Raw genomic sequence first — 24,672 nt, 5'->3', positions numbered from 1 at the left:
AAAAGGTCTCGACAGACCGCTGGAATTCCAGTCGTTGTCGAGACCTTTTTTTATGAGGGATAGTGTGCCAGTCTTATTCCCCACTCTTCATACTCCGTTAACCACACAATCTTAACTCACTTTCTACCCCGAGCAACTCTTACTCTTCCGGCTCTAATTGACATTCATCGAGAGTCAGCATCTTTGTGCGGTGCTTCCACTTGTGCCCGAGAAATATAGCTAGGAACAATGGGATACCAACATAGGATGCGACAATGTATGCCCAGTCGATGCGACCGTTGTTAAGCGCCCCAATAAACTGTCCACCAATTACAATGATACATAGGATCATTGCGAGAATGGGACCGAAGGGGAACCATTTTGCACGGTAGGCCAAATCATTCAGACTATAACCTTGATGAAGATACGCTTTGCGGAACCGATAATGACTAATTGCAATGCCTAGCCAGACAATGAAGCCCGACATACCGGAGGCATTAAGCAACCATACATATACGACCCCGTCTCCAAAAAAGGAGGCTAGAAAGGCCAGCATACCAAGCGCAGCTGTCGCCAGTAATGCGAATACTGGTACACCGCGTTTATTAAGTCGAGCTAGAAAGCGAGGTGCCTTGCCATCCTTCGCAAGCACCCAAAGCATACGCGTGGATGCATACATCCCAGAATTACCCGCCGATAGCACGGAAGTAAGAATAACCGCGTTCATGATGGATGCTGCAACGGCAAGTCCTGCTTTTTCGAAAATGATCGTAAACGGACTAGTCGAAATATCACCGCTCGCCAATTGACTATTCGTATGCGGAATAAGCAAACCAATCAACAGAATCGCAAAAATATAAAATAAAAGAATGCGCCAAAAAATAGTTTTAATCGCACGCGGAATATTTTCACGAGGATTCTCACTCTCCCCCGCCGTAACACCTATGAGCTCCGTTCCTTGAAAGGAGAAGCCCGCCGCCATAAACACCCCTAAAGTAGCTAGAAATCCAGCTGGGAAAGGATTGTCCGTTAAGTTTTTGAAGCCAACAGCCTCACCGTTCCAAATGCCGATGACCATCAAAAGCCCGATAACGATAAAAATAAGAACCGTAATAATTTTGATCATTGCAAACCAGTACTCTGACTCACCGTAGCTCTTTACAGACAAAAAATTGAGTCCCAGCATCAATAATAAAAACAGTCCGCTCCACAATATCGAAGGGCTGTCAGGAAACCAAAATTTCATAATTAACGTCGCCGCTGACAACTCAGCTGCAATCGTAATCGCCCAGTTATACCAATAATTCCACCCTAATGCAAAGCCAAAGGACGGGTCCACAAAGCGGGTTGCATACGTACTGAACGTCCCCGATACCGGCATATGGGTCGCCATTTCGCCTAAACTTGTCATTAGAAAATAAACCATTACCCCAATAAGCGCATAAGCAAGTAAAGCTCCTCCTGGACCAGCAGAGTGAATAGCCCCGCCGCTAGCTAGAAATAACCCGGTTCCGATTGAACCTCCAAGTGAAATCATCGTCATATGACGCGCCTTCAGCCCTCTATGCAGCTTTACCGAGCCTTTATGTTGCTTTTCCAACTGTAACACTCCATTCTATATCGCAACATTTCCCCTGAACACATACGCATGCTTTCAGTTTGTTAATTTTTGCGTATTTTATCCATCCGCGCTATCCAAATAGCAACAATGCCAAAAATCATTATATATGATGAGGGATACGATTCAAAGGAAATCAGTTGGAAATGGGATGCAGATGAGATGAATCTCATAATGGTTCTTTGCTAAACAGCCTATGCTTCTCTGCTCTCGCCAAATAGAGCTAGAAACTAGCTCTATTCTCTACAAATTAACCAATTCCATGTCTTTAGAGCTAAATACTAGCTCTATTTCCGCTATAATTGCCGCAAAGTGGCATCATTTTGCGTTTATCAACCGAATAGAGCTAGAAACTAGCTCTATTCTCTACAAACTAACCAATTCCATGCCTTTAGAGCTAATTACTAGCTCTATATTTCTCCACTAGGTACGAAGCAACCTTATTTCGCATCCACAAACCCCGATCTCCCCCAAAACACACTAAAAACAAGTCTGCGAAATTACGCAGACCTGCTATTAAAGTTACTCCCAAACCCATAACAAACTATCGCCGATACCATGATACAACTAACAATCAGCCACTACATTCCATAAACATCCATAGCCGCCTGTAAGCCTTTGCCCGCTTCCAGCTTGTGGCCGTGGCGAAGCAGCACTGCTTCCAGTGCGCCGAGGGTTAGGAGCACGTTGCGTTTGCTGCAGCTGTAGCCCATTGTACCAATGCGCCAGATCTTACCTTTCAGCGGACCGAAGGAGCTGGCAATTTCGATGCCATAATGGTCGAGCAGCATCGCTCTAACCGATTCCCCATCTACTCCGGATGGAATCTCGATACAGGTAACAACATTCATTTTACAAGCGGGTTCACCATATAACTTCAAGCCCATCGCGTCTATTCCAGCTATGAGCGCCGCCTCATGCTCACGGTGCCTAGCAAATCTCGCTTCAAGCCCCTCCTCCAGGACAAGGCGAAGACCTTCGCGCAGCGCATAGAGCATAGAGGTTGCTTCTGTATGGTGATTGAGCCGAGCCGGACTCCAGTAATCCTGAAGCTGGCTCAAATCCAAATAGTTGCTCTGGATTGGACGCAGCAATGGATCATCTTCCCCATCAGCGAGCAGCAGCCCTCTTTCGATTTTTTTGCGGGACTGAAGCTTAGCTTCTGCTCGTTTGTTATACGTAATCGGCGCCATACCAGCGGGGACCGAGAGACATTTCTGCGTACCGCCGATGACCGCGTCGATGAGCCACTCATCTGTCGCCACTTCAATTCCGCCAATTGTCGCAACGGCATCGACTACAAATAACGCATCAACTTCCCTGCACGCTTGTCCAATACCCACAAGCGGCTGCATCCTACCGGTCGAAGTCTCGCCATGCACAATAGCAACGATTTGCGGCTGATGCTCCCGGATGGCGTTTACGATTTCCTCCGTCTCAAAAACACTTCCCCATTCCGTCTCCAACTTCACAATCTCAGCGCCGCACCGTCCTGCAATTTCAGTCAACAGATGACCAAAACGACCATAGATAGGTACAAGCACCTTATCTCCTGGCTTAATAAGACCAACAAGAACGGCTTCAATACCGGCACGCGAAGTTCCGTCTACAGGAAAAGCCCACTCATTCTCCGTCTTGAAAAGCTCTCTCAACATCCCCATGGTTTCATTCATAAGTGAAGTAAACTCAGGATCAAATTGACCTAATATCGGAAAAGACATGGCTCGCAGCACACGCGGATCAACCTCTACCGGTCCCGGCGTCATAATTGTCCTTGGTGATGGCGATAAGTCCTTATATGCTTTCATCATCATTCCTCCTCATACCCCAATCGATATAACAGCTCCGTCAAAACAAGCACGCCCACCGCTAGCTCACCTGGATTCGTATATTCCTCCGGTGAATGCGAAATGCCTCGTCTGCTCGGAACGAACAGCATCGCTGTCGGACAAATATGCTCGAACATTTGAGCGTCATGCCCCGCTCCGCTCACCATTCTTTTGGAGGATACGGTTAGGTGATCACATACGTCATCCATCATTGTTTTGAGACGATCATCCATCGGGGAGGGTTTCTCCTGAAACCATTCGGTACCATGAACAGCTAATCCTCTTCCCTCTGCAATTGCACCAAACGCTGACTTGATCCAATTACAAAAGCTTTGAAGAGCTCCATCATCAGAATGGCGTGCATCCACCGTAAATAACACTTTGCCTGGGACGACATTCGCAACATTAGGCTGTACCTGTAGATTCCCGACTGTCGCCACTAGAGGAGCACCCAACCTAATGGCTTCTTGTCGAAGCGCTAGAATCATCATACTCGCACCCTCAAGCGCATCTCTTCGCATATGCATCGGCGTCGTTCCCGCATGATTGGACTCCCCGATAACCTCAAATTTCATCCTTCGCTGTCCCGCAATCGCATCGACCACACCAACAGCGATACCCTCCGTTTCCAGCACAGCTCCTTGTTCAATATGAACCTCCACAAAGGCACCAATGTCCGTGCGTTGACTCTCCCGTCCTCTACCTTTACCAAAGCCGCAACGACTCATTGCATCTCCAAAAAAAACCTCCTGAGCATCCTGTAAATAAACAATTTGCTCAAAACTCCGTTTTCCAGCTATGCTGCCTGAGCCCCAATAAGCGATCGGAAAACGACTGCCCTCCTCTTCGCATAACGAGACGACTTCAAGCGTTCTCCTCGGCTTCCCGAATCGTTGATGCAAATATCGAAGCGCGAGCAAGCCGGCCGCAATTCCGTAAGCTCCATCATATTTCCCGCCCTGTACAACCGTATCGATATGAGAACCCGTTATAATAGAAGACGCACGCGTATCCTCGCCTTGTAATTTTCCAAATAAATTGCCTACCTCATCAAAAGCCGTTTCCAGACCTTGATTCTCCATTTTAGCCGCTAAAGCATGCTGAGTCTCCAGCCAGCCATCAGAGTACAGCAACCGCGTGACACCGCCTTCTTCATCCAAGCTGAATGAAGCGAGCCAATCCAACAGCTGCATAACCTCTGTCTCAAAATAGTTGAGCAGCAGCTCTTTCTCCTGCGGATGCGTCCGAACACTTCTCCCCATTGCTGCTCCCCCTCTCTAGATGTTGCTCTATTAACGAACCCACTGTCCGCTTTTTTGCTCACTTAATCCCTCTTTTTCACTGTATATCTGTTGTCCAGCAAGATAGGTAGCTGCTATTTTGCAATGCAATGTCTCTCCAATATAAGGACTATGCTTATGCTTCTGATAGAGATGACTAGTCTCTAAAATATAAGGTTTATTCAAATCGATAAGAACCAAATCGGCATCTGCTCCTAATCGAATTTCGCCTTTCTTTTCTTGCATACCAAATCGTTCGGCAGGTCCGCCAGATAAAATACGACTCAATAACGTTAGCGGAATACCACGCTTCACATGTCCTTCACCCACTATAAGCTCCAATGAGCTTTGCGCCCCAGCTATACCGCCCCATGCGTCGAAGAAATCATCCGCCTCCTTTAATGAAGCCGGACAAGGTGAGTGATCGGACGAAATGATATCAATCATCCCTTCAGCGACTCTCTTCCACAGCTTTTCCCTTTCCCCTTCTTCACGCATTGGCGGAGAGCACTTTGCGACCGCTCCTTTATGAGTCATATCCTCGGCTGATAGGGTTAAATAATGCGGACATGTCTCCACCGTCACATTCATGCCTCGCTTCCGCGCCTCTGTAATTGCCAGCACGCCAGCTTCACTGCTAATGTGGACAAAATGCAGGGCACAGCCTGTTTTCTCAGCGAAAAACAACGCACGGTTTATCGCTTCAAGCTCTGCAATAACAGGTCTAGACGCTACATAATCCGCAGCGGTATGACGTCCCTCCGCCCGCATCGCTTGACCAAGTATGGATACAATAGGCTCGCTTTCTGCATGCAGGGCAAGCACCTTGTTCAAGCCAGCGATAATTTTCATACCTTCCAGCAGTGTGTAATCATCCACCTCGCGAAAAGCATCCTCACTAGGATCACCCGGCGATGACATGAATGCTTTAAATCCCACTACTCCCGCTTCAGACAATGGCTTAAGTTCATGCAGCTTCCCAGGCACGAGTCCACCCCAAATGGCGTAATCAACATGTGATTTTTCCTTTGCCGCAGCGAGCTTCAATTCCATAGCGTTAACCGTAACAGTGGGAGGAATGCCGTTGAGCGGCATATCCACATAAGTTGTGCAGCCGCCGGCGGCAAGCGCGGCAGAACCACTCTCGAAACCCTCCCACTCGCCAAGTCCGGGTTCATTAAGATGTACATGCACATCGATCATACCCGCCATAACTGTTAGGCCCGATGCATCCACTACCCTCTCAGCACCCGCAGCATTTAGCGATTCTTCAATCTGCACAATCTTTCCCGCCTTAATGCCAATATCAAGTATCCTTACCTCATCCTTTAACACGACATTGCCACTTTGAATGATTAAATCCAGTTTTGCATGATCCACCATCGAATTTCCCCCATCTCTCCCAAAATGCCGCATCACTCTAAAATTGGTTATTCAACTAACTAAGGCTTTCGCACTCCTTTACGTAGACGAGCTAAAATCATAATCGTGGCCGCTTCAGCCACTTTGGTTAACAGTAGTTACTCTAGTAGGCTATCTTCATTTGATTCATTAGTGTCACTTTAGCGGGCATATCGTCTCTTGATTCGTCTTTGTCACTTTAGGGGCGTATCGTCTCTTGATTCGCCTTTGTCACTTTAGTGGGCATATTGTCATTTGATTCGCCTTTGTCACTTTAGTGGGCATATTGTCATTTGATTCGCCTTTGTCACTCTAACAGGCATATCGTCTCTTGATTCGCCTCTGTCACTTCTGTAGGTTATCGTCCCTTGATTCGCCTTAGTCACTCTAGTGATCCATCGTAACTTAATACGCCTTTGTCGCTTCAGTAGCCACATGCTTTGTTTCACTCATCAATAAGTAACATTTTTATGAGCTAACTTCACAAATAGTGAAGTCAGCTTCACTAGCATTCCTTGTCTGCTCAACAAACTTATTGAACAATGAGCCTAAACTCATTCGCTATGAGGCTAGCCTCACGGGTAATGAGCTTAGACTCACTAATCACTGGAACATCCACTTAACCATCGAAAGGAGTGAGTTTCCCCTCATTATCTAGTGAATTTTCCTCACTATTAATCACCAGCCAGTTAGTAGTCATATTGTCTCTTGATTCGCCATTGCCACTCTAATAGGCATAGCGTATCTTAAGCTCAACAAACTTATTGAACAATGAGCCTAAACTCATTCGCCATGAGGCTAGCCTCACGGGTAATGAACTTAGACTCACTAATCACTGGAACACCCACTTAACCATCGAAAAGAGTGAGTTTCCTCTCATTATCTAGCGAGCTATCCTCACTGCTAGTTACAAGCTAGTTAATCGAGACAGCGAGCAGCCTCACATAATTTAGTGAAATAATCCCACTACTAATCACCAACAAGTTAGTCAAACGAGACAGCGAGCAACTTTACTCGTCTGCATCATAACTATCAACTAACCTCTATTAAACCAGCCGCGACTGGGAGGTCAGCGGCCTGTTTAATTGTCGTGGTGCATTTTTTATCACAGTATATTCATTGTCACAGCGCATCAACTCAACTTAATCTCAACTCTACCTACTTCAGCTCCACCGAGACTAGACTAGCATCGACCTCTTTCAGAAGGCTCAGGTCGTGGTACGTATTTGGTGCAGGAACGGATTTGATGTTGCCCACTGACTTCAGATATTCACCAACTGCCGGTCCGTTGCTTCCATTCACATAGGTGTCGCTCACTTCCATAGAGTAGACATTGCGGGTCATAATTTGTGTAAGCTCTTCTTCGCCGAGGTGCAGCTCAGGAGCCAGTATTTTGATCGCTTCCTTGCGGTTATCATTGATATAATCCGTTGCTTTCTTCAGAGCACGGAGCACTGCTTTCAGCATATTCGGATTTTTCTTAATAAAGTCATCCGACACTTGAATGGTCGTATGCACACTCATCCAGTTCACATCGCCTTGCTTATCCGGCAGCTCGCTTTTCGTACCGCTGAATAGGAATTTGCCGCCGCCTTGAATGGCTTTCGTTATGAACGGCTCCCATGCGGCCAGTGCGTCAATATCACCCTTCTCCAACGCAACGACAGCGTCACTCGGCGCAAGATTTACATATTTAATTTTGCTGGCGTCTACACCAAGCTCTTTTGCCATGTTGTTTATGGCTATCATTACGTCAGCTCCGCTTGGAATGCCGATTGTTTTCCCTTCGAGATCCTTCGCGCTTTTCAGCTCAAGCCCTTTCGCACCGACAACCGCTTGTGTACCTGCAATTTGCGCTAATGGCGCTATGATTTTAACCGGAATATCTGTCGATTTAAGTATAATATCCATGAAATTCGTTTGAATGCTCACAGGCGCGCTGCCGCCGGCAACCATTGGTCCGATATCAGGGCCGCTCTCAATGAGCTGGCTCGTTACGTTCAATCCTTCTTCTTTGAAATAGCCGAGCTTATCGGCAATGATTTGTTGGGAGGAAATTTGAGCGTCACGGACACCCACTAGCGTAAGATCAACCTTCTCCAGCTTCGTTGACGCCTCCGTATTAGCAGGTGTATTCGTCGAAGCATTGCCGCCAGAAGCTGGCGCATTATTATTACCTCCACAAGCTGCAAGCACAAATGTGAACGACATCAAAACCATTGAAGCTTTGAACCATTTTCCCGATCTTTTCATAGGAATTCCCTCCACTTTTTTATCTATTTCTACCCCTCTATACTCTTGATGTCTGACCGCCCCAACCTGCCAACTACTATGCAGCACTCGCTACTTTTCGATGGCATCCCGAAGTCCGCCTTTGCGCCAAACCATAACCCTCTTCTCCACCAGCTTCAATAAATAAGATAGCAAGCTGTATTCTAAGCCAATCAAAATGATGGCAACGAACATATTCGTAATTTTAAAATAGTTTCTAGCGTCTACGATGATATAGCCGAGCCCTGACTTGGCGCCCATCATCTCAGAGACAATGAGTGCCGAGAACGAAAGTCCCAAGCTCACTTGCGCTCCTACGAGAAAGTTCGGAATAGCAGACGGCAGCATCACTCTCGTAAAAACCTGCCGTTCCGTCGCTCCGAGACTAAGCGAGGATCGAATCAAAGTTGAAGGCACAGACTTGAAACCATCGAGCGTGTATACCAATACGGGAATAAATGTTGTCCAAGCAATAAGCAGCACCTTCGGAAATTCTCCAATGCCAAACCAGATAATGAACAAAGGCAGCAGCGCTAGCGCCGGAATCGGTCCTACTAGATTGAGAATTGGCGAAAACCAACGCTCAACCGCCTTGAATTTGCTCATTACAACGCCTAGCCCAACCGCCACTGCACTGCCTATGACAAACCCAAGCAATATACGAATCGTACTGGAGAGAATACTTTCGGCGATGATACCCGTCTTCGCGAGCTCCCAGCCTTCCTTAAGCAGCACGGTAGGTGCCGGCAGAAAGTTTGGATTAAAGAACCTCGCACTTTCATTCACTCTAGAGAACAGCTCCCAAAGTACAAAGAACAGAAGTGATGGGAGCACGTTATATTTTTGAAAAAATAGACTAATCGCAGAAGCTCGTTTCACCACTCTCTTATTCGCAGCAATCGGAACAGCAGCTCCTGCAAGTGTCTGCCCCCCTGCATCCTTAACCGTTGACCAATTCGCCCGACTCATTACGACCCCACCTTTGCCGGAGCCAGCTCTAGATGCTCTTCATCCATTAGAACACGCTCGATCCTGCTCATCATTTCACCAAATCCTGAAGAATGAGAAGCTCGCGGATGCTTTATGCCTACCTCGAAAATCTCAGCAATCTCCCCATGCTTCATCACAACGACACGGTCCGCCAAATAGACGGCTTCACTGATACTGTGCGTTACAAACAGAATCGTCGGCTTCAGCTGACTGCAAATCTTCTGGAGCTCCACTCGCATCGTTTCCCGTGTCAGCACATCTAACGCACCAAATGGTTCATCCATTAGCAAAATATCCGGCTGACTCGCAAGCGCTCTTGCGATTCCAACCCGCTGCTTCATTCCGCCTGATAACTCACCGGGATAATGTGAAGCATAGGATTCGAGACCAACCAGCTTTAGAAACGCCATCGCCGTCTCTTTCGCTTTCGCCTTCGGCATCTTCTGTACCTCAGGTCCGAATGAGATGTTCTCAAGGATGGTCATCCAAGGAAATAACGCATGATCCTGAAACACCATTCCCCGTGACTTCGAAGGGCCTTTAATGGGCTCCCCATCCACCGTTATTTCACCGCTGTCGGGTAAGAGGTAACCCGCAATCATATTTAAGAGCGTCGATTTGCCGCATCCGCTATGGCCTAATATGCAAATAAACTCGTGTGAATGCACCGTAAGATCTACATTTTTCAAAATAGTTCTGCTTCCAAAGCTTTTTCCGACTTGATTTACTTCTAACTTCATTTTACCAGCCCCAATTCATTTGTTTGTTAACTTATATAACATGTATCGGCGGTGTATATCCTCATCATAGTCGGATTCTAAACCGTTGTCATTGTGCGCATTAACTAAAATTAGCCCGCAATCATTGAATAGACTGAACAATTTGGTATTTACAGGTCCCGATAAAGGTGATATAAATATGTTATATTAACTAACATTAAAAATGAGGATGATGCTGTTATGCTGCTCCACGAGCTCATATCTCTTCCCGTTTATAAAAATGCCAAAATTCTTGCCGGACGAGACGGCATGACAAATAGCGTCCAATCCGTCAATATCATGGACGCTCCCGATATTATTCAATATTTAAAACCGCAAGAGCTCTTGCTCACAACCTGTTACGCTATGAAGGATCAGCCAGGCGCTCTCCTTTCTCTTGTCACCAGTATGGCAAGCGTTGGCTGCGCAGGCTTGGCCATCAAGACAAAACGTTTCATTCATGAGGTTCCCGCGGATGTGCTGGAGCGCGCAGAAGAGCTGCAATTTCCCATTATTGAGCTATCCTTGGAGCAATCGCTTGGAGACATCTCCAACCACTCCTTAAGCCATATCTTGGAGAAGCGAACAGATGAGCTGCATTACGCCCTGTCTACACATAAGCAGTTTTCACAAATGATTATGCACGGAAAAAGCACGCAGGATGTCATCGAAGCGCTGGCACAGCTCATTGACTCGCCGGTTCTACTGATGAATCAGCACTTGGATCTCCTCTTTCATTCCAGCAGTTTGACGGATAAGATGTATGATGGCATGCTCGCACAGCTTGGACCGCAACTATCTGCTCTCACGCCTACAATCCCCCTTACACTGCCGCTTTCTCTGGATCAGCAGGCTGCTTTGCCCTATTCAACAGCTGAGCTGCATCCCATTGCTACCTTTCAATTGGAAGGCTTCTTAATTGCGCTTAGCAACCAGATCAGCAATCAGTTAACTAGCTTAACGAAGCATGCGATGGAGCAGGCTGCCAACGTCATCGGATTAGAGCTAATGAAGAAGCAGGCTGTGAAGGAACGATCACGCCGTTACAAAAATGAGTTTTTCTCTGACTTTGTCGATGGTCTTATCACATCAGAGCAGGAGCTCACACACCGCAGCAAAAACTATGATTTAGTCAATCATCCTGCCTATGTCTGCATAGTCGCCAAACGGGATACATCCTTTGATATGCTGCGCTCCTCAAGCGCAATGGAGTCCGATGGACGCTTTATATCCGAGCGGGATCGCCATTACAATGTGTTGAAAAGTGAATTTTCCAAGCTGGATCTGCGCTTTGTCCTTTTTACCAAGACAGAATATTTCTGTTTTCTCATCGCCCTTCGCGGCAATAAGGATGTGGTGGAAGGCAAAGAAAGTAAGTTTGTAGAGCAATTGAAGCGCATGGTGAGCAGTCTAAGCGAAACACATGGCATTCCCATTTCAATCGGCATTGGCAATCCCGTATCGCAGCTGCCTGACATACCCGTTTCTTACAAAGAAGCCATTGAAGCACTCCAAGTAGGCTATGATGCCCGCAAGAAGGGGTTCGTCCAGCCTTTTCGCGCCAAAAACTTTAATAATCTGCTGAGGATGATTCCGAAGGAGGAACTCAGGGAGTATTACGAGGAGACATTCATGGACCTATTGCATGTGGAAGGGAAGGAACGGAGTGATTTACTCAAAACGCTCAGCACCTTCTACGATACACATTGCCAACTTGCAGAGACGGCTAAGCAGCTATTCGTCCACCGCAACACCGTCACCTATCGACTCGAAAAATGTGCCAGACTCACTGGACGCGACCTCCGCGACCCCATCGAGAGTCTGCGCTTCCGCACCGCTTTCTCCATGGAGTCACTCGTCTTCTCCGACTGACTCCACTAGTTCTTAACGTATAAATAATATAACCTCATTATACTTTCCCAAAAGAAAAAGCCTTCAAGTCGGATTCAATTTTTGCATATTTGTACTCTCGCTAATCAGACAACTCCACGCTTTGCCTTCTTGCAAACCAGTCGATACGTCTTGCCGTAGGCTTTCCCGTAGCGGATGATTTTACGGAGCATGGATGGGTCTTGAAGAAGCGCAAAAGGACATGGATCTGGAATGGTATTCACCTCTAGAATCCATGGCTTCAGCTTACGATCCATCGCAATGTCTAAGCCAATTTCCAAAATACCAGGATAGGCATGTTGAAACCGTTTAGCCACCCTCACTCCAATCCGATTCATCTCGTCCAATAAAGCCTTTCTCCTCGTAGATGATGTGTAGCGCTTAAGCAAAAGCGCTGTAGGATAAATGGTCCCGCCTTGGCTGCCGTTCGTAACGATTTTGCGAGGATGCGCGGCTCTCCCCACTGTACCCGTTGCTTCCCACCCACCGTGCGGAGCTCTTTGCACGACGAGCCGAATGTCAAACCTCCGTCCCTTATGCTTCAAAAGATGAATGCCTTTTTGTATAATATAAACCTTTCCGTTTGTATCCTTTAGAATAGATCGATAAGCCGCATCATACGTCGAGTAGGTCGACTTTTTCTGCCCAATCTGATACATATACTTATATTTAGGGCCTTTCGCCCCCTTCACTTCGGTTTCCTCCACTCGCATTACCCCGCGACCAATCGATCCATTCGTCGGCTTAACGTATACCATTTTGTACATTTTCAACATTTTTTTCAGACTGTTTTTCTTCAATAGATGTGTTTCAGGAATATACCCCCGCAGATTAGGGTCTGCCAACAGAACAACCGTTTTGGCCCATTTTCCTTTTGAAAAATGACTGCGGCTTTTCGATTTCGAGCGCCGCCTGTGAACCATGCCCTTGCCAGCGCTTATCTCCAGCATCTCGCATTTACACTCATGAGCAGACAGCTTCAACACCTTGTTATTACACTCGTTCAAACGCAATTTCTTCCCCTGTTCCTCCCTCGCCTTCATCCGATCCCTCCGCTCTCATTCTCACCTTACTAGCATATTATCCTTCTCTGAAAATGGATGTAGGCCGCTGCCACATACATTGAACCATCAAGCTAGAGCCACATATGCTTAACTAACTAGACAAACGATATGTTAGCCCAATAGGAGGCTTACTTTGCATGATGACAGCAAACTCGTTACAGGGACAAGTAAATCAAATTTGTCGATTTCACCCCTGGTATACTGCATTGCTTAAGCAGCACGGGGTAACCAATATTCCGACTGAGCTGGCCAAAATAGCGGAACTGCCGCTTATGACAGCGGAAATATTGGAGCAATTTTATTTTACGCAGGAGACGAGAACAGAAGCAGGGTTATCTGTATATAGAACCTCCGGCACTTCATCTGGCATTCGGAAGGCGATTTATTACTCTGAGGCGGATGATGAACGCTATATCGCCCGAAAAGCCGCATGCTTTCGAAATTGGCTTGAGGGAGGGTTGCCCATATCGGGAGCCCCAGCAGGGTTCACACCATCCATTCATAAAGCTTTGGCGGACATGGGTACCGGGCATGCGGCAAGCACAGCCCTAACCATTTTCGAACAATTAGGTCTGGAAGCAGATTCCTTGTCTTTCGCGCTCCCCATTGAGGAGCATATCGCTAGGCTAACAAGATTCAAGCCAGAGCTTCTCTATACCATGCCATCCATCTTGGATGCCATTGCTGCCGCAGCGCCGCAGCCTCAGCAATTCGGCATTCGCAGAATCATACTTGTTGGAGAAGTTGCTCCCTTGCAATGGCAGGCTAACATCGCGAAACGATTTGGCATCCATACAGACGATATTTTGGACACCTACGGTTCGATTGAGATTGGCGCCATTGCCTCCTACTCCCACAAGCTAGGCAGGTATGTTCTCGATGAAACCATTCATGCCGAAGCAATCCCGGCGCATCTGATAGACCCCAGTCTGGACCCGTTGCCTAATAATGAAGCCGTCCTCGTCCTCACCTCTTTTGCGCGAACATTGTTTCCTGCTATTCGTTACGTCACCTATGATGTCGTGAGAGATTTTGAGACCATCATGATTGACGGACAACTAAGGCAATCCTTTCGCTGCATTTCGAGGCGCATCGGCACTGACCTCAAGCATGGGGAAAAAATTAGCCTCTATGATATAGAAAGCGTCGTAAATGAATTCCTTCCTGATGCAGAGCTTCGCGTACATCTGCGCGAGAATAAATTATCCATACACATTCGAAGTCAATCCTTAAATGAAGCGATGCTTGTTCATATCCAGCATGCAGTAGAGCATAAGATAGGAGAGATTGGACAAATGATTCAAAATAAAATGCTGGCTGGCTTTGAGGTAACTCGCGCAGAGGAAAACGAGACTTTAAAGCGTGGGGCGGTGAAATCAAAAAAACTATATACGTGAGAGGTGTTCAGAGTCTGTGGGGAGAAATTGGTTGTCTATTATCGGGAACACGCCGCTTGTACAGCTAACCAAATTGTTCGCAAATGATCGAGGCATTCAAGTATACGCCAAGCTCGAATTGCTTAATCCCAATGGAAGCGCCAAGGACCGTTCCGCAGTTCGCATCATTAATGAGGCCTGGGACAGCGGGAAGATCGGACCCGGCTCGGTCATTATTGAATCTAGTTCCGGCAATATGGCTATAAGCCTTGCTGCTATTTGTTCTTATCTTGGCATGACATTCATCAGTATCGTCGATCCGAAAACAACGCAGCAGAATATCCGCATTATTCAAGCATACGGCGCTAGGATCGAGCTTGTCGAAGAGGCAGACCCAGAGACTGGCGAGTTTTTGCCGGCAAGGCTGAACCGAGTTCAGCAACTGCTTGAGCGGATACCGAATAGCTTTTGGCCAAACCAATATGCGAATGAAAATAATTACTTATCCCATTACGATGGAACGATGCGAGAAATAGTCGAAGAGCTGCATCATGTCGATTACGTAGTCGGCGGGGTTAGCACTTGCGGTACGATGCTTGGCTGCGCCAGATATGCGCGTGATCATGAGCTGACTACCAAAATCGTTGCTGTCGATGCCGAAGGCAGCGTTATATTCGGAGGAGCCAAGGGCAGCCGTCGCTTTCCCGGCCTCGGAACAGGCATTGTACCTCCTTTTGGTCAAACCAGATTTATGGATTATGCCATTAATGTAACAGATCGGGATATGGTTGCTGGCAGTCGTATGCTTGTGTCACAGGAGTCTATTCTTGCAGGCCCTTCATCGGGCGCCGTGATTGCCGCCTTAAAATCCATGGAGAACGTGCTGCCGGATGAGTCAGTATGCGTTGTCATTTTGCATGATCGAGGCGAGCGGTATATGGATACGGTGTTTAACGATATATGGGTGGAGGAACAGTTCGGGACTATTCTTTAACAGGGAGAGGATCATGTCTGTGCTATACCTCGGTGATGAACATATTCGCAGAATCGGGCTGAACTGGGAAGAGCTTGTCGACAGCGTAGAGGCCGCGGTGCGGATTATCGACTCCGGTGATTTCGCGCAGCCATTGAAGCCTTATTTACGTTACAAAAATCCACTCAACCGCATCATTGCGATGCCCGCCTACGTCGGAGGTGCTGTTCAGACAGCAGGACTGAAATGGATCGCCAGCTTTCCCGGCAATTTAGATGCCGGTTTGCCGCGAGCTCATAGCATTACACTTTTAAATAACGCGGACACCGGTATTCCCTATGCCATGCTGAACACGCCATTGCCAAGTGCTGCCCGTACGGCAGCTGTCAGCGGTCTCGTCATTCGTCATTATCTCAATACTCATAGAGCAAGGAAGCCATTCCGTCTGGGGATCATCGGCTTTGGTCCAGTAGGAAGGCTGCATTACGACATGTGTGCCAGGCTGTTTGGCGAGCATCTTGAAGCTGTTCGCATATTCGATATTCGCGAGCCGGAGCTGGATAGTCCCGATTTGTCAGAGGTGAACAGTGAAGTTCGTAATCTCACGATATTCTCTAACAGTTGGCAAGAGCTATACAGCGAATGTGACCTCGTCATTACGTGTACAGTGAGCAGCCAGCGATATATTAATATCCCTCCGTTAGCTGGAAGCCTTCTGCTTGATGTGTCTTTAAGAGATTACACTCCCGATGCCATAAGCGGGGTTCGAGCCATTGTAGTCGATGATTGGGATGAGGTATGCCGCGAAAATACGGACATTGAGCTTCTTCACCGCCAATGCGGCTTACAGAAGCAAGACACTCGCTCATTAGGAGATATCGTTTGCCGCTACGCGTTCCGTGACTTCAAGGCCGATGAGCCCGTGTTATTTTGCCCGATGGGAATGGCTGTCTTCGATTTGACCGTTGCGCATTATTTGGTTCAGCGTGCGGAGAAGCTTGGTATCGGTATTGCGGTTAAATAAAGGCAAAAGCGTTTCTGCAGCTTCCTTCAAATACAAAAAAGACGCACAAAACGGTAATCCGTTTGCACGTCTTTTTTTCGGCGTCCGCTTGGGACATATTTTAACGACCCACTGGCCCTAAACGGTTATTCTGGTTGCGATAGTCATCGGAAGAATTGTTCAAATTGCTCTCTTCCATCTCAACAGACTTCAGTCTGTTGGTCAGCTCCATAAACCATGCTTCATCTCTTGTCGCAAGCGCCAAATCTATTTGATTTTGAATAAGAGCAATGTCTGCTGATGGGATATCTGGAATGAGCTTCATCCATTGCTGGCGTACAACAATGTTTTTCCCTACAATTTTCTCGTTATCGGATTCCACCACATGCACAGTTACGATACCGTGAAGGATATCCGTTTTCTCGATAAAACCGCTTATAAGCTCACCATTTTTGGTGTTGCTTCTTACCCAATCACTAATGTTGAATTTCATTCTCTGCACCACCTATCCCTATAATAAGAAAGCATGCAAAACTGTAACATTTTCGAATACATTTGATGTAAAAAAGTAGACGTAACACCATTACTCTCGCGCGCCGTCCTATTTACAATTTCCATACTCATACTGTAAGTATATTAATTACAGTTATTTTTGTCAAGTTTTTCAACTGCCAGCTAGCTCCAGCCCCAAAAGAAGCCGTCTCTCTCCCATGCAGCCTTGCCTTTATGAAGCTTGCGGAACGCTTTCTTCACTTCTTTATCAATGGATTGATTTCCTTGCTCATTAACGTAAATAAACGATTCACCAAAGTGGCTCTTAATATGCTCAACAGCGGCGCTTTGATGCAAAATGCCTGCTGATTTCACTTCATTCAGCATCCACTCTGCTACATCATCAGCGGTATATGTCATTCTCATCACTCCTTCATCCAATAAACGCTGTAACTATAGCATACTTTATCACTTGTCACAATCCATCTCCCTATGCTTCACATTGACAGTGCATGTGGATATCCTCTACTATTGTATTTATCACAATTTAATTTCACTAAATAAAATAACCTTCCTCTGGAGGACAACATGGATACTAACATCGATATTCTTAAACTAGACAATCAAATATGTTTTGCCATTTACGCCTGCTCTCGCGAAATAACGAAGCTTTACCGTCCGATGCTTGAGGAGATTGATTTAACCTATACGCAATATGTAACAATGCTCGCTTTGTGGGAGCAGGATTGCGTCACTGTAACAGCGCTAGGCAATAAGCTTTATCTCGATTCCGGCACCTTAACCCCTCTTCTAAAAAAGCTGGAAGCAGCCGGTCATATTACGCGTACACGTGATCGCAAAGACGAACGGAGCGTTATTGTCGAATTAACTCCGCAGGGCAGAGCATTAAGAGAAAAAGCAGTCAGCATTCCCGAACAATTAGCCTGCAAGCTTGGAGCGAATGCCGAAGATGCCGGCCTTGTACTTCAGCAGATGCAGGAATTGCTGCATAAATTGCAGCAAAGCTCCGCTAAAGAATAAGCAAGAATAAAATCAATTAGCCCTTTCATTGAATCAGGAGGAAATCGGCCATGTCTGAGTCTCTGTACCGCCCTTTTGGTCCTACAAATTTACGTCTATCCCCACTTGGACTTGGCTGCTGGCAATTTAGCAACGGCAAAGGTCTTGTCGGTAAATTCTGGCCTGTCATGCAAGGTCAAATCATCAATGACATCGTAAAAACAAGCTATGAAGGCGGCATGAACTGGTTTGATACAGCTGAGGTTTACGGCAACGGACAATCCGAGCAAGCGCTCGCCCGCGCACTTCGAGAAACGATTTCTCCAAATGATCCCGTCATCATTGCTACGAAGTGGTGGCCGATTTTCCGCACAGCAAGCAGTATAGGGAGCACGATCGACGAACGAATTCGTTTGTTAGAGGGCCGAACCATCAACCTTCATCAAGTGCATCAGCCCTACTCCTTCTCCTCTGTTAGAAGCGAGATGACGGAGATGGCAAAGCTCGTTGAAGCCGGCAAAATACAGCATATCGGAGTCAGTAATTTCTCCGCCAAACAAATGCGTGAAGCAGACAAGGTATTGCGTGAGCATGGTCTTCGGCTTGCTTCCAACCAAGTGAAATATAATCTGCTCGATCGACGCATTGAGGAAAATGGCATTTTGGAAACCGCTCAAGAACTAGGTGCTGCTATTATTGCTTATTCACCGCTTGAGCAAGGTATACTAAGCGGCAAGTTCCATCAGAACCCCGCATTAGTGAAAGCAATCAGCGGTCCGCGCAAATGGAGCTCGCCATTTCGTTCGCAAGGGCTAAGCCGTTCAAAACCGCTCATTGAAGCGCTTGAGCAAATCGCTATTCGTTATGATGCTACAGCCACTCAGGTTGCGCTTAACTGGCTCATTAACGCACACGGTGAAACGGTTTTTGCTATTCCCGGCGCTTCCAAGACTCATCATGCTGAGCAAAATGTGAAGGCTATGCGCTTCAAGCTGACTACAGATGAAATCAATGAGCTGAGCGAGGCTTCGCGATCAGTATCGAAATAAATTGACACCCTCATTTAAATTGAGTACAATTTAATTATGCTAAATTAATTGAAATGAGGAGGTTCTCCATCATGTCCATTTATAATATAGAAGTGAACACCATTAAAGGCGAAAAACAAACGTTAGCTCCCTACAAAGGCAAGGTAATGCTTATCGTTAATACCGCTACCAAATGCGGTTTTGCCAATCAGTTCTCAGGACTTCAAAAACTTCATGATACTTATAAAGAGCAAGGCTTTTCTGTTCTAGGATTTCCATCTGGCCAATTTGCCAATCAAGAACCGGGCAACAATAGTGAAGTGGCAGAAGCTTGCCAAATTAATTTTGGCGTCAACTTCCCTCTTTACGAGAAAATAGATGTAAAAGGCAGCAATGCACATCCGTTATTCCAACACCTCACGAATGAAGCCCGCGGATTTCTAGGCTCCAAGTCCATCAAGTGGAATTTCACTAAGTTTCTTGTCGATCAGAACGGAAAGGTTCTGAAGCGATTTGGCTCCAAGGATACGCCCGCGCAAATTGATAAATACATTCAAAAGCAGCTCCAAGCTCCTACACACGCATAGTAAAGTATTATTGTGCCGCATTAAACTTCTATTAATCCACCTAGCAAGAAAGGGGGAGGAACTTAAAACCCTCCCCGATCCGCTAGTAAATATACCGCTTCATCAAGGGTTACTTCGAGTTCAGTTCTTTCATTCATATCCTTTAATCGAACCTTTCCCGCCATCCACTCGCTCTCACCGAGCAGCAGCACATACCTGATGCCGCTTGCCGATATCGTCGCTAAACTATTTTTCAGCTTGCGTCCGCTCATGTCGAGTCTGACTCGCAATCCATTCTCCCTGAAAACAGCTGCTGCTTTCAGCATCTCCACAGCCGTAACACCAACAGGAATAATGACAACAGATGCCCCAGCCCTTTGAAGGGACCGATTTTCGAGCAGCGCCATAATCGATTCCATGCCAAATGACAGCCCTACTGTCGCATACTCCTCATCTTCTCTGCCCACTAGTTGTCCTATAATGGCATCATACCGTCCACCCCCGCCTAAGCTGGACGTATAGCCATTCGTTGCATCAAATATTTCATACACTGTTCCTGTATAGAAGGACAGGCCTCGTGAGAGGAATGGATCAAACACACAAATCCCTTCAAGACCAAGGCTTCTTAATATATTTTGCAAAGCGAGAACTTCAAGCGTACCTGCGCCATCTCCTATGCCATATTTGATCGCGAGCGCTTCTGGTGACGGTGTATTCATTTCAATCAAGCTCACAATAGCATCGGTTACACCAACATTCATACCCTTCTCTGCCAGTTCCCCAACTACTCCATCCACACCGATCTTAGCAAGCTTATCCAGTGTCAGCATGACCGATAATGATTCCGAAGCAGGCACGCCAACTGCGGCTAACAGCTCCCCTAAAAATCTACGGTTATTCCATTTCAATACGATAGGAATATCAAGCCTTCGAAACACATCAACCGCCAGCTGCATTAACTCCGCCTCAGCTCCAGGACCTTTGATTCCTACAACATCAACGTCACATTGCAGAAACTCTCGCAGCCTCCCCTTTTTCACAGGACCATCTCGAAATACCTTTCCCATCTCATATCGTCTGAACGGCAGCTCAATACCAGGACTCAGCGCAATGACTTTGGCAAAAGGAACCGTTAGATCATAACGCAGTCCAAGCTCCCGCTTGCGCTGATCATTGAACTGATACATTTCCTTTATAATTTCATCCCCGCCCGCATACTTCGAGGTTAGAAAATCAAGCTCATTAATGATTGTCGTCTCCATCTCATCAAAATCATACAGCTCGAACACCTCTCGCAGCGTTTCTTGAATCCCTCTCCGAAGGGCTTGCTCCTTGCCGTAATAATCATAAGTACCTTTAACATTTTGCATATCGACCATTCCTCTCGTTTTTTAACTCATGGAATAAAAAAAACGCGCAGGACCTCATGGTCCTGCGCGCATCGTATGCTGCAGGGAGGCCAACGCGAGAAGCGCTAGCCCACCCTGAATGTTGATCAGGTGTGCTAACGCTTGGTGAAATGATGAAGTTGATTCATTTGGATGATGTACATGCTATCGAATCCCTTCAAATAGATTACAGCGATTATAACGAAACTTATGAGCCGGTGCAAGTGACATTTTCATCACTAAAGTCATAGTCAGGTTTTAGAAGCCTCTCTCATCTGGTAAAATTTAGATATATTTTATAATTATCATCTTATATAACGTAAGGAGATCCTTCATGAATGCTGCCCAAATCCGAAAAGCAATCGCATTGTTCCCATGCTTTTCTTGCCTGTCCCAACAAGATTGGCAATACGCTCAGTTTATGAACGTCACTCCTTCCACACCAATCGCCATTCGAGAAGGACATGTTTTGCAGCATGCCATTTTTATATTAGAGGGCTCTGTCCGTGTCTTTAAAATCAGTGAAACAGGCAGAGAGGTTACCCTTTACCGGCTGCAAGGCGGCGAGTTTTGTGTGCTCATGATGGCGAGCCTATTAGGAGAGACGGAATATGAGGCTTCTGTTCAAATCGAAGCCAATACCGAAGTTTTGATATTTCCTGTCCATTCTTTTAAGAGCTGGATGAATGACCATAAATCTATTAATCAATTGATTTATAGGCAGTTTGTTCTACGCATAACCAATGTGATCAATCTGGTAGATCAAATTGCTTTTCAATCCATTCATAACCGCCTATCCGCCTACTTAGTAACAAGATTGGATAGCATGAATCCCGCCACCAATAGAATCAAAATTACACATGAGCAGCTAGCTATTGAACTAGGAACAGCGCGCGAAGTCATAAGCCGAACATTAAAGGATTACGTAAATAGAGGTGCGCTCCTGTTAAAAAGAGGTGAAATCATTGTGCTTGACGTCAAGCTTTTAAGAAATGAATCTATCCCTATGTGACTTAATCACAGAAGAGCTGCTCCCAAGAAGCTAAGATGAGGATAGCAACTACTTTATGAGTTTTGGGAGGTAGCCTTACATGAACCACTATTACAATCGTTCGAATCTGAGTAAAATCTCCGACTTGGTGAAGCTTGCACCCGCCGCTTCTGCCGCCTTCTTTTCTTTTGAAAATGAGATTTTCATCCACGATGGTGCTGTTCCCTTGAAAACAAAGGAATTGATCGCAATAGCTGTTGCCCATACGGCGGGCTGCCCCTATTGCATCGACGTTCACGTCCGTAAATACAAGGCTCTCGGGGGAAGCCGTGAAGAAATGATTGAAGCTGTCTTAGTAGCAGCCTCCACAAGGGCAGGCGCTGTTCTCAGTCATGCTACTCATGCCTTGCTCTCGTATGAGGATCATGATACTCGCGCTGACAAGCCAAATAAGAGTACACCATCCTCCTCAGAACCTGAATGCTTTTGCTAGCAGGCCTTATTGCGCCACAGTAAGATTGTTTCTACTCCATTAAGGGACTTCACAACAAAATAGTGAGGAAAGCTCCGTTCCCTATGGGGAATGAGTTTATCCTCACTATTTAGAATGCATTGATTTACATAACCGATTGTTTATTTTGTAACATTTTCCATATGGTAATCGTAAGTATTAGTAAGGAGATGATTACTATGGTGATGTTCGCTATTCTTTTTGTCCTCATTTCAATCCTTAATATTTTCTTCCCTAAATTCGGATGGTATATGAGATATGGCTGGATGGTCAAAGGCAGGTCTGAGCCTAGTGACGCTTATATTTTAATGAGCAGGATTAGTGGTGTTATTGTACTTGTGGTATTTCTCTTTGTTATTCTTCCTATGATGAATTAATGAGCCGCAGCAATTTCCCTAATTAAGCGCGGGAGCCAATCTTCCAGCTGTTGAAACGTATAGCCTGCTGATTCGGCTTTGGATGTCTCCATCACCCATGATTCGGGTATGCCAAAAGGTGATTCATGCTCTTTCTCCGTTTCGTTAAGCATAATCGCCTGTCTACCCACTGCTTCCGATATGAAACTGACAATCCTTTCAGGCGTTATTTCGCCCCTGGAGCAGGCATTGACCGGTCCAGTTAGTGAAGACTTGCCGAGCCAGAAGAGAAATGATGCAGCCTCATCCGATGGAATAAATGACAAAGACGCGTTCGGATTCGGTATGCCCAGAGGATGCCCTTCCTGTATATGCTCAACGTGAAAATGCAATCTTCTCGTATAGTCGTCATGACCCAATACTATTGGAAAACGAACCGCGGATACCGAAAATGGCGCTTGTTGGAACAATACCGCTTCCACAAGCCGTTTTCCTTCTGCATAATCAACCTCTGCCGAAGAGTGTTTTGGGACAGAGTAGTTATAGGGATCGAAATCCGTTTCTTTCTTTTCAGGACCCCCAAAGGGATATACACTAAGAGATGACGTGACGACATATTTTGGAGTTCGATTCGAAAATAACTGTACCGCTTCCTCCGCTTCTTTTGCAGAATAGCAAATATTATCATAAACAATGTCGAATTTCTTGTCTCCAAGTACATGCCTTAGAGCATCTATATCAGTCCGATCCGCATGCAGACGCTTCACGGAGTCGCCAAAAGAATCCGCTCTTTGTCCCCTCGTCAAAATGGTAATATCCGCCCCTTCGCCAATCCATTTCTCAACCAGCCTTTTACCAAAAAACCTTGTGCCTCCCAAAACAAGAACCTTTGTCATTCCCTAACCTCCATCCACTTTTTTATATAAATATTCTATTATTTCATGAAATAACCTTTTCTCTAAGCGCCTATTCGCATTAGAAACGAACGATATGCTATTATACTAGTTAGATAAAAAAAGCGGATGCTATAGCAGTCATCATGTATTCGCATAATTTAATTGGAGGCTAATAACATGTTACTTAACAAAAAACGTTTTGGAGTCATGCTTCTCCTCATCTCTGCTATGCTTATTGTCCTAGCGGGCTGCGGCGCAAACAGTTCTGGGAATAACAAGACAGACAACAGTCAAGGTGCAACGGAAGATGATGGACCGAAGCTCCTGGGCAAGGACAAGCATCCCGTCGTCACTATCGAGCTTAGCAATGATAAAACAATCAAACTGGAACTTTATCCTGAAGTTGCTCCTAATAGCGTTAACAACTTCATCTCTCTCATTAACAAAGGATTTTATGACGGCGTCATCTTCCACCGTGTTATTCCAGGTTTCATGATCCAAGGCGGCGACCCCGATGGCGTAGGCACTGGCGGTCCGGGCTACAGTATTCCTGGAGAATTCAGCAGCAACGGCTTCGAAAACAAACTGAAGCATACACGCGGCGTCCTTTCCATGGCACGTTCCTCAGATCCTGATTCAGGCGGCTCACAATTCTTCATCATGGTTGCCGACGCACCTTCACTAGATAAGAATTACGCATCATTCGGCATGGTAACAGAAGGAATGGATGCGGTTGACGAGATCGTTAACCAAAAAAGAGATTCGAGCGACAAACCCGAAACACCAATCTCTATGAAAAAAGTATCAGTAGATACTCTTGGCATGACATTTGAAGAACCCCAAAAAACAGAGTAAAGAGAAGGGCTTAGCCCTTCTCTTTTTTTATATTGTATAATATAATAAATGTATTAATCGGTTAATATATTTACAAATGTATTGCTAAGCTAAGGGGGAACTCCGATAGTGAAGAAACAGAGTATTATTTTGCTGAC

23 protein-coding genes are annotated in these 24,672 nt (G+C 46.0%); 11 read left to right on the top strand and 12 right to left on the bottom strand.

The window, feature by feature from the left end; all coding sequences use genetic code 11:
- Window positions 1-139: 139 nt before the first annotated feature.
- From AC0YOD_RS12395 to AC0YOD_RS12365, 7 genes are all read right to left on the bottom strand, one after another.
- A complete protein-coding gene (locus AC0YOD_RS12395) occupies window positions 140-1,522 on the bottom strand; it encodes an amino acid permease (RefSeq protein ID WP_475799982.1) in 1,383 nt (460 codons plus the stop codon).
- Between the two features lie 656 nt (window positions 1,523-2,178).
- Window positions 2,179-3,405, bottom strand: a complete 1,227-nt coding sequence (locus AC0YOD_RS12390; protein WP_475799608.1) for a pyridoxal-phosphate-dependent aminotransferase family protein — start codon at window positions 3,403-3,405, stop codon at window positions 2,179-2,181.
- A gap of 2 nt (window positions 3,406-3,407) precedes the next feature.
- Entirely contained in the window at window positions 3,408-4,688 is a 1,281-nt protein-coding gene (allC, locus tag AC0YOD_RS12385) for an allantoate deiminase (RefSeq protein ID WP_475799607.1), read from the bottom strand.
- Between the two features lie 30 nt (window positions 4,689-4,718).
- Window positions 4,719-6,089 carry an allantoinase gene (locus AC0YOD_RS12380; RefSeq protein WP_475799606.1) on the bottom strand — a complete coding sequence of 457 codons (1,371 nt, stop codon included), beginning with the start codon at window positions 6,087-6,089 and terminating at the stop codon, window positions 4,719-4,721.
- A gap of 1,176 nt (window positions 6,090-7,265) precedes the next feature.
- The gene (locus AC0YOD_RS12375) at window positions 7,266-8,360 is read right to left on the bottom strand and encodes an ABC transporter substrate-binding protein (protein ID WP_475799605.1); all 1,095 of its coding nucleotides are present in this window, start codon (window positions 8,358-8,360) and stop codon (window positions 7,266-7,268) included.
- Between the two features lie 90 nt (window positions 8,361-8,450).
- Complete coding sequence (locus AC0YOD_RS12370) at window positions 8,451-9,347, bottom strand: ABC transporter permease (RefSeq protein WP_475799604.1); 897 nt, start codon at window positions 9,345-9,347, stop codon at window positions 8,451-8,453.
- Window positions 9,347-10,108 (bottom strand): ABC transporter ATP-binding protein, encoded by a 762-nt coding sequence (locus tag AC0YOD_RS12365; protein WP_475799603.1) that lies wholly within the window; start codon window positions 10,106-10,108, stop codon window positions 9,347-9,349. Before AC0YOD_RS12365 ends, AC0YOD_RS12370 begins: the two co-directional genes overlap by 1 nt.
- Window positions 10,109-10,327: 219 nt before the next feature.
- Between AC0YOD_RS12365 and AC0YOD_RS12360 the strand changes: the two genes are divergently transcribed.
- Window positions 10,328-11,998: a PucR family transcriptional regulator gene (locus AC0YOD_RS12360; protein ID WP_475799602.1), complete on the top strand. Its 1,671-nt coding sequence runs from the start codon at window positions 10,328-10,330 to the stop codon at window positions 11,996-11,998.
- A 104-nt stretch (window positions 11,999-12,102) separates the two neighbouring features.
- Here the strand turns inward: AC0YOD_RS12360 and AC0YOD_RS12355 are convergent, their stop codons facing one another.
- Window positions 12,103-13,059, bottom strand: a complete 957-nt coding sequence (locus tag AC0YOD_RS12355; RefSeq protein ID WP_475799601.1) for a YheC/YheD family protein — start codon at window positions 13,057-13,059, stop codon at window positions 12,103-12,105.
- A 158-nt stretch (window positions 13,060-13,217) separates the two neighbouring features.
- On the opposite strand from AC0YOD_RS12355, the gene AC0YOD_RS12350 reads away from it, so the two are divergent.
- The 3 genes from AC0YOD_RS12350 to AC0YOD_RS12340 are packed head-to-tail and all read left to right on the top strand — an operon-like array spanning window position 13,218 to window position 16,453.
- Window positions 13,218-14,477, top strand: coding sequence for a phenylacetate--CoA ligase family protein (locus AC0YOD_RS12350; protein WP_475799600.1), 1,260 nt, complete (start codon window positions 13,218-13,220; stop codon window positions 14,475-14,477).
- Between the two features lie 31 nt (window positions 14,478-14,508).
- The gene (gene sbnA / locus AC0YOD_RS12345) at window positions 14,509-15,450 is read left to right on the top strand and encodes a 2,3-diaminopropionate biosynthesis protein SbnA (RefSeq protein WP_475799599.1); all 942 of its coding nucleotides are present in this window, start codon (window positions 14,509-14,511) and stop codon (window positions 15,448-15,450) included.
- Between the two features lie 13 nt (window positions 15,451-15,463).
- On the top strand, window positions 15,464-16,453 hold the full coding sequence (locus AC0YOD_RS12340; RefSeq protein WP_475799598.1) for a 2,3-diaminopropionate biosynthesis protein SbnB: 990 nt from the start codon (window positions 15,464-15,466) through the stop codon (window positions 16,451-16,453).
- A gap of 100 nt (window positions 16,454-16,553) precedes the next feature.
- On the opposite strand, the gene AC0YOD_RS12335 is transcribed toward AC0YOD_RS12340, so the two are convergent.
- Window positions 16,554-16,925 (bottom strand): IDEAL domain-containing protein, encoded by a 372-nt coding sequence (locus AC0YOD_RS12335; RefSeq protein ID WP_475799597.1) that lies wholly within the window; start codon window positions 16,923-16,925, stop codon window positions 16,554-16,556.
- Between the two features lie 182 nt (window positions 16,926-17,107).
- The gene (locus AC0YOD_RS12330; protein WP_475799596.1) at window positions 17,108-17,344 is read right to left on the bottom strand and encodes a DUF6953 family protein; all 237 of its coding nucleotides are present in this window, start codon (window positions 17,342-17,344) and stop codon (window positions 17,108-17,110) included.
- 168 nt (window positions 17,345-17,512) lie between these two features.
- Here AC0YOD_RS12330 and AC0YOD_RS12325 point away from each other — a divergent pair, with 168 nt between their 5' ends.
- The 3 genes from AC0YOD_RS12325 to AC0YOD_RS12315 all read left to right on the top strand — a co-directional run bounded on the left by AC0YOD_RS12325 (window position 17,513) and on the right by AC0YOD_RS12315 (window position 19,559).
- Window positions 17,513-17,965 carry a MarR family winged helix-turn-helix transcriptional regulator gene (locus tag AC0YOD_RS12325; protein WP_475799595.1) on the top strand — a complete coding sequence of 151 codons (453 nt, stop codon included), beginning with the start codon at window positions 17,513-17,515 and terminating at the stop codon, window positions 17,963-17,965.
- 50 nt (window positions 17,966-18,015) lie between these two features.
- A complete protein-coding gene (locus AC0YOD_RS12320; RefSeq protein WP_475799594.1) occupies window positions 18,016-18,993 on the top strand; it encodes an aldo/keto reductase in 978 nt (325 codons plus the stop codon).
- 71 nt (window positions 18,994-19,064) lie between these two features.
- The gene (locus AC0YOD_RS12315) at window positions 19,065-19,559 is read left to right on the top strand and encodes a glutathione peroxidase (RefSeq protein ID WP_475799593.1); all 495 of its coding nucleotides are present in this window, start codon (window positions 19,065-19,067) and stop codon (window positions 19,557-19,559) included.
- A 62-nt stretch (window positions 19,560-19,621) separates the two neighbouring features.
- On the opposite strand, the gene AC0YOD_RS12310 is transcribed toward AC0YOD_RS12315, so the two are convergent.
- Window positions 19,622-20,908 (bottom strand): histidine--tRNA ligase, encoded by a 1,287-nt coding sequence (locus tag AC0YOD_RS12310; protein ID WP_475799592.1) that lies wholly within the window; start codon window positions 20,906-20,908, stop codon window positions 19,622-19,624.
- Between the two features lie 352 nt (window positions 20,909-21,260).
- Here AC0YOD_RS12310 and AC0YOD_RS12305 point away from each other — a divergent pair, with 352 nt between their 5' ends.
- The 3 genes from AC0YOD_RS12305 (at window position 21,261) to AC0YOD_RS12295 (ending at window position 22,805) form a co-directional block, all read left to right on the top strand.
- The gene (locus tag AC0YOD_RS12305) at window positions 21,261-21,938 is read left to right on the top strand and encodes a Crp/Fnr family transcriptional regulator (RefSeq protein WP_475799591.1); all 678 of its coding nucleotides are present in this window, start codon (window positions 21,261-21,263) and stop codon (window positions 21,936-21,938) included.
- 79 nt (window positions 21,939-22,017) lie between these two features.
- Window positions 22,018-22,410, top strand: coding sequence for a carboxymuconolactone decarboxylase family protein (locus AC0YOD_RS12300; RefSeq protein WP_475799590.1), 393 nt, complete (start codon window positions 22,018-22,020; stop codon window positions 22,408-22,410).
- A 197-nt stretch (window positions 22,411-22,607) separates the two neighbouring features.
- Window positions 22,608-22,805, top strand: coding sequence for a DUF6199 family natural product biosynthesis protein (locus tag AC0YOD_RS12295; RefSeq protein ID WP_475799589.1), 198 nt, complete (start codon window positions 22,608-22,610; stop codon window positions 22,803-22,805).
- Here AC0YOD_RS12295 and AC0YOD_RS12290 read toward each other — a convergent pair.
- Window positions 22,802-23,680, bottom strand: a complete 879-nt coding sequence (locus tag AC0YOD_RS12290; RefSeq protein ID WP_475799588.1) for an NAD-dependent epimerase/dehydratase family protein — start codon at window positions 23,678-23,680, stop codon at window positions 22,802-22,804. The two genes, AC0YOD_RS12295 and AC0YOD_RS12290, sit on opposite strands and share 4 nt — an antisense overlap.
- A gap of 177 nt (window positions 23,681-23,857) precedes the next feature.
- Here AC0YOD_RS12290 and AC0YOD_RS12285 point away from each other — a divergent pair, with 177 nt between their 5' ends.
- Window positions 23,858-24,535 (top strand): peptidylprolyl isomerase, encoded by a 678-nt coding sequence (locus AC0YOD_RS12285; protein ID WP_475799587.1) that lies wholly within the window; start codon window positions 23,858-23,860, stop codon window positions 24,533-24,535.
- Window positions 24,536-24,672 lie beyond the last annotated feature (137 nt).

It is taken from the genome of Paenibacillus sp. J31P13 (assembly GCF_056269295.1).
The sequence above is the reverse complement of the archived record's forward strand: the minus strand, read 5'-3'. Positions and strand labels throughout refer to the sequence as shown.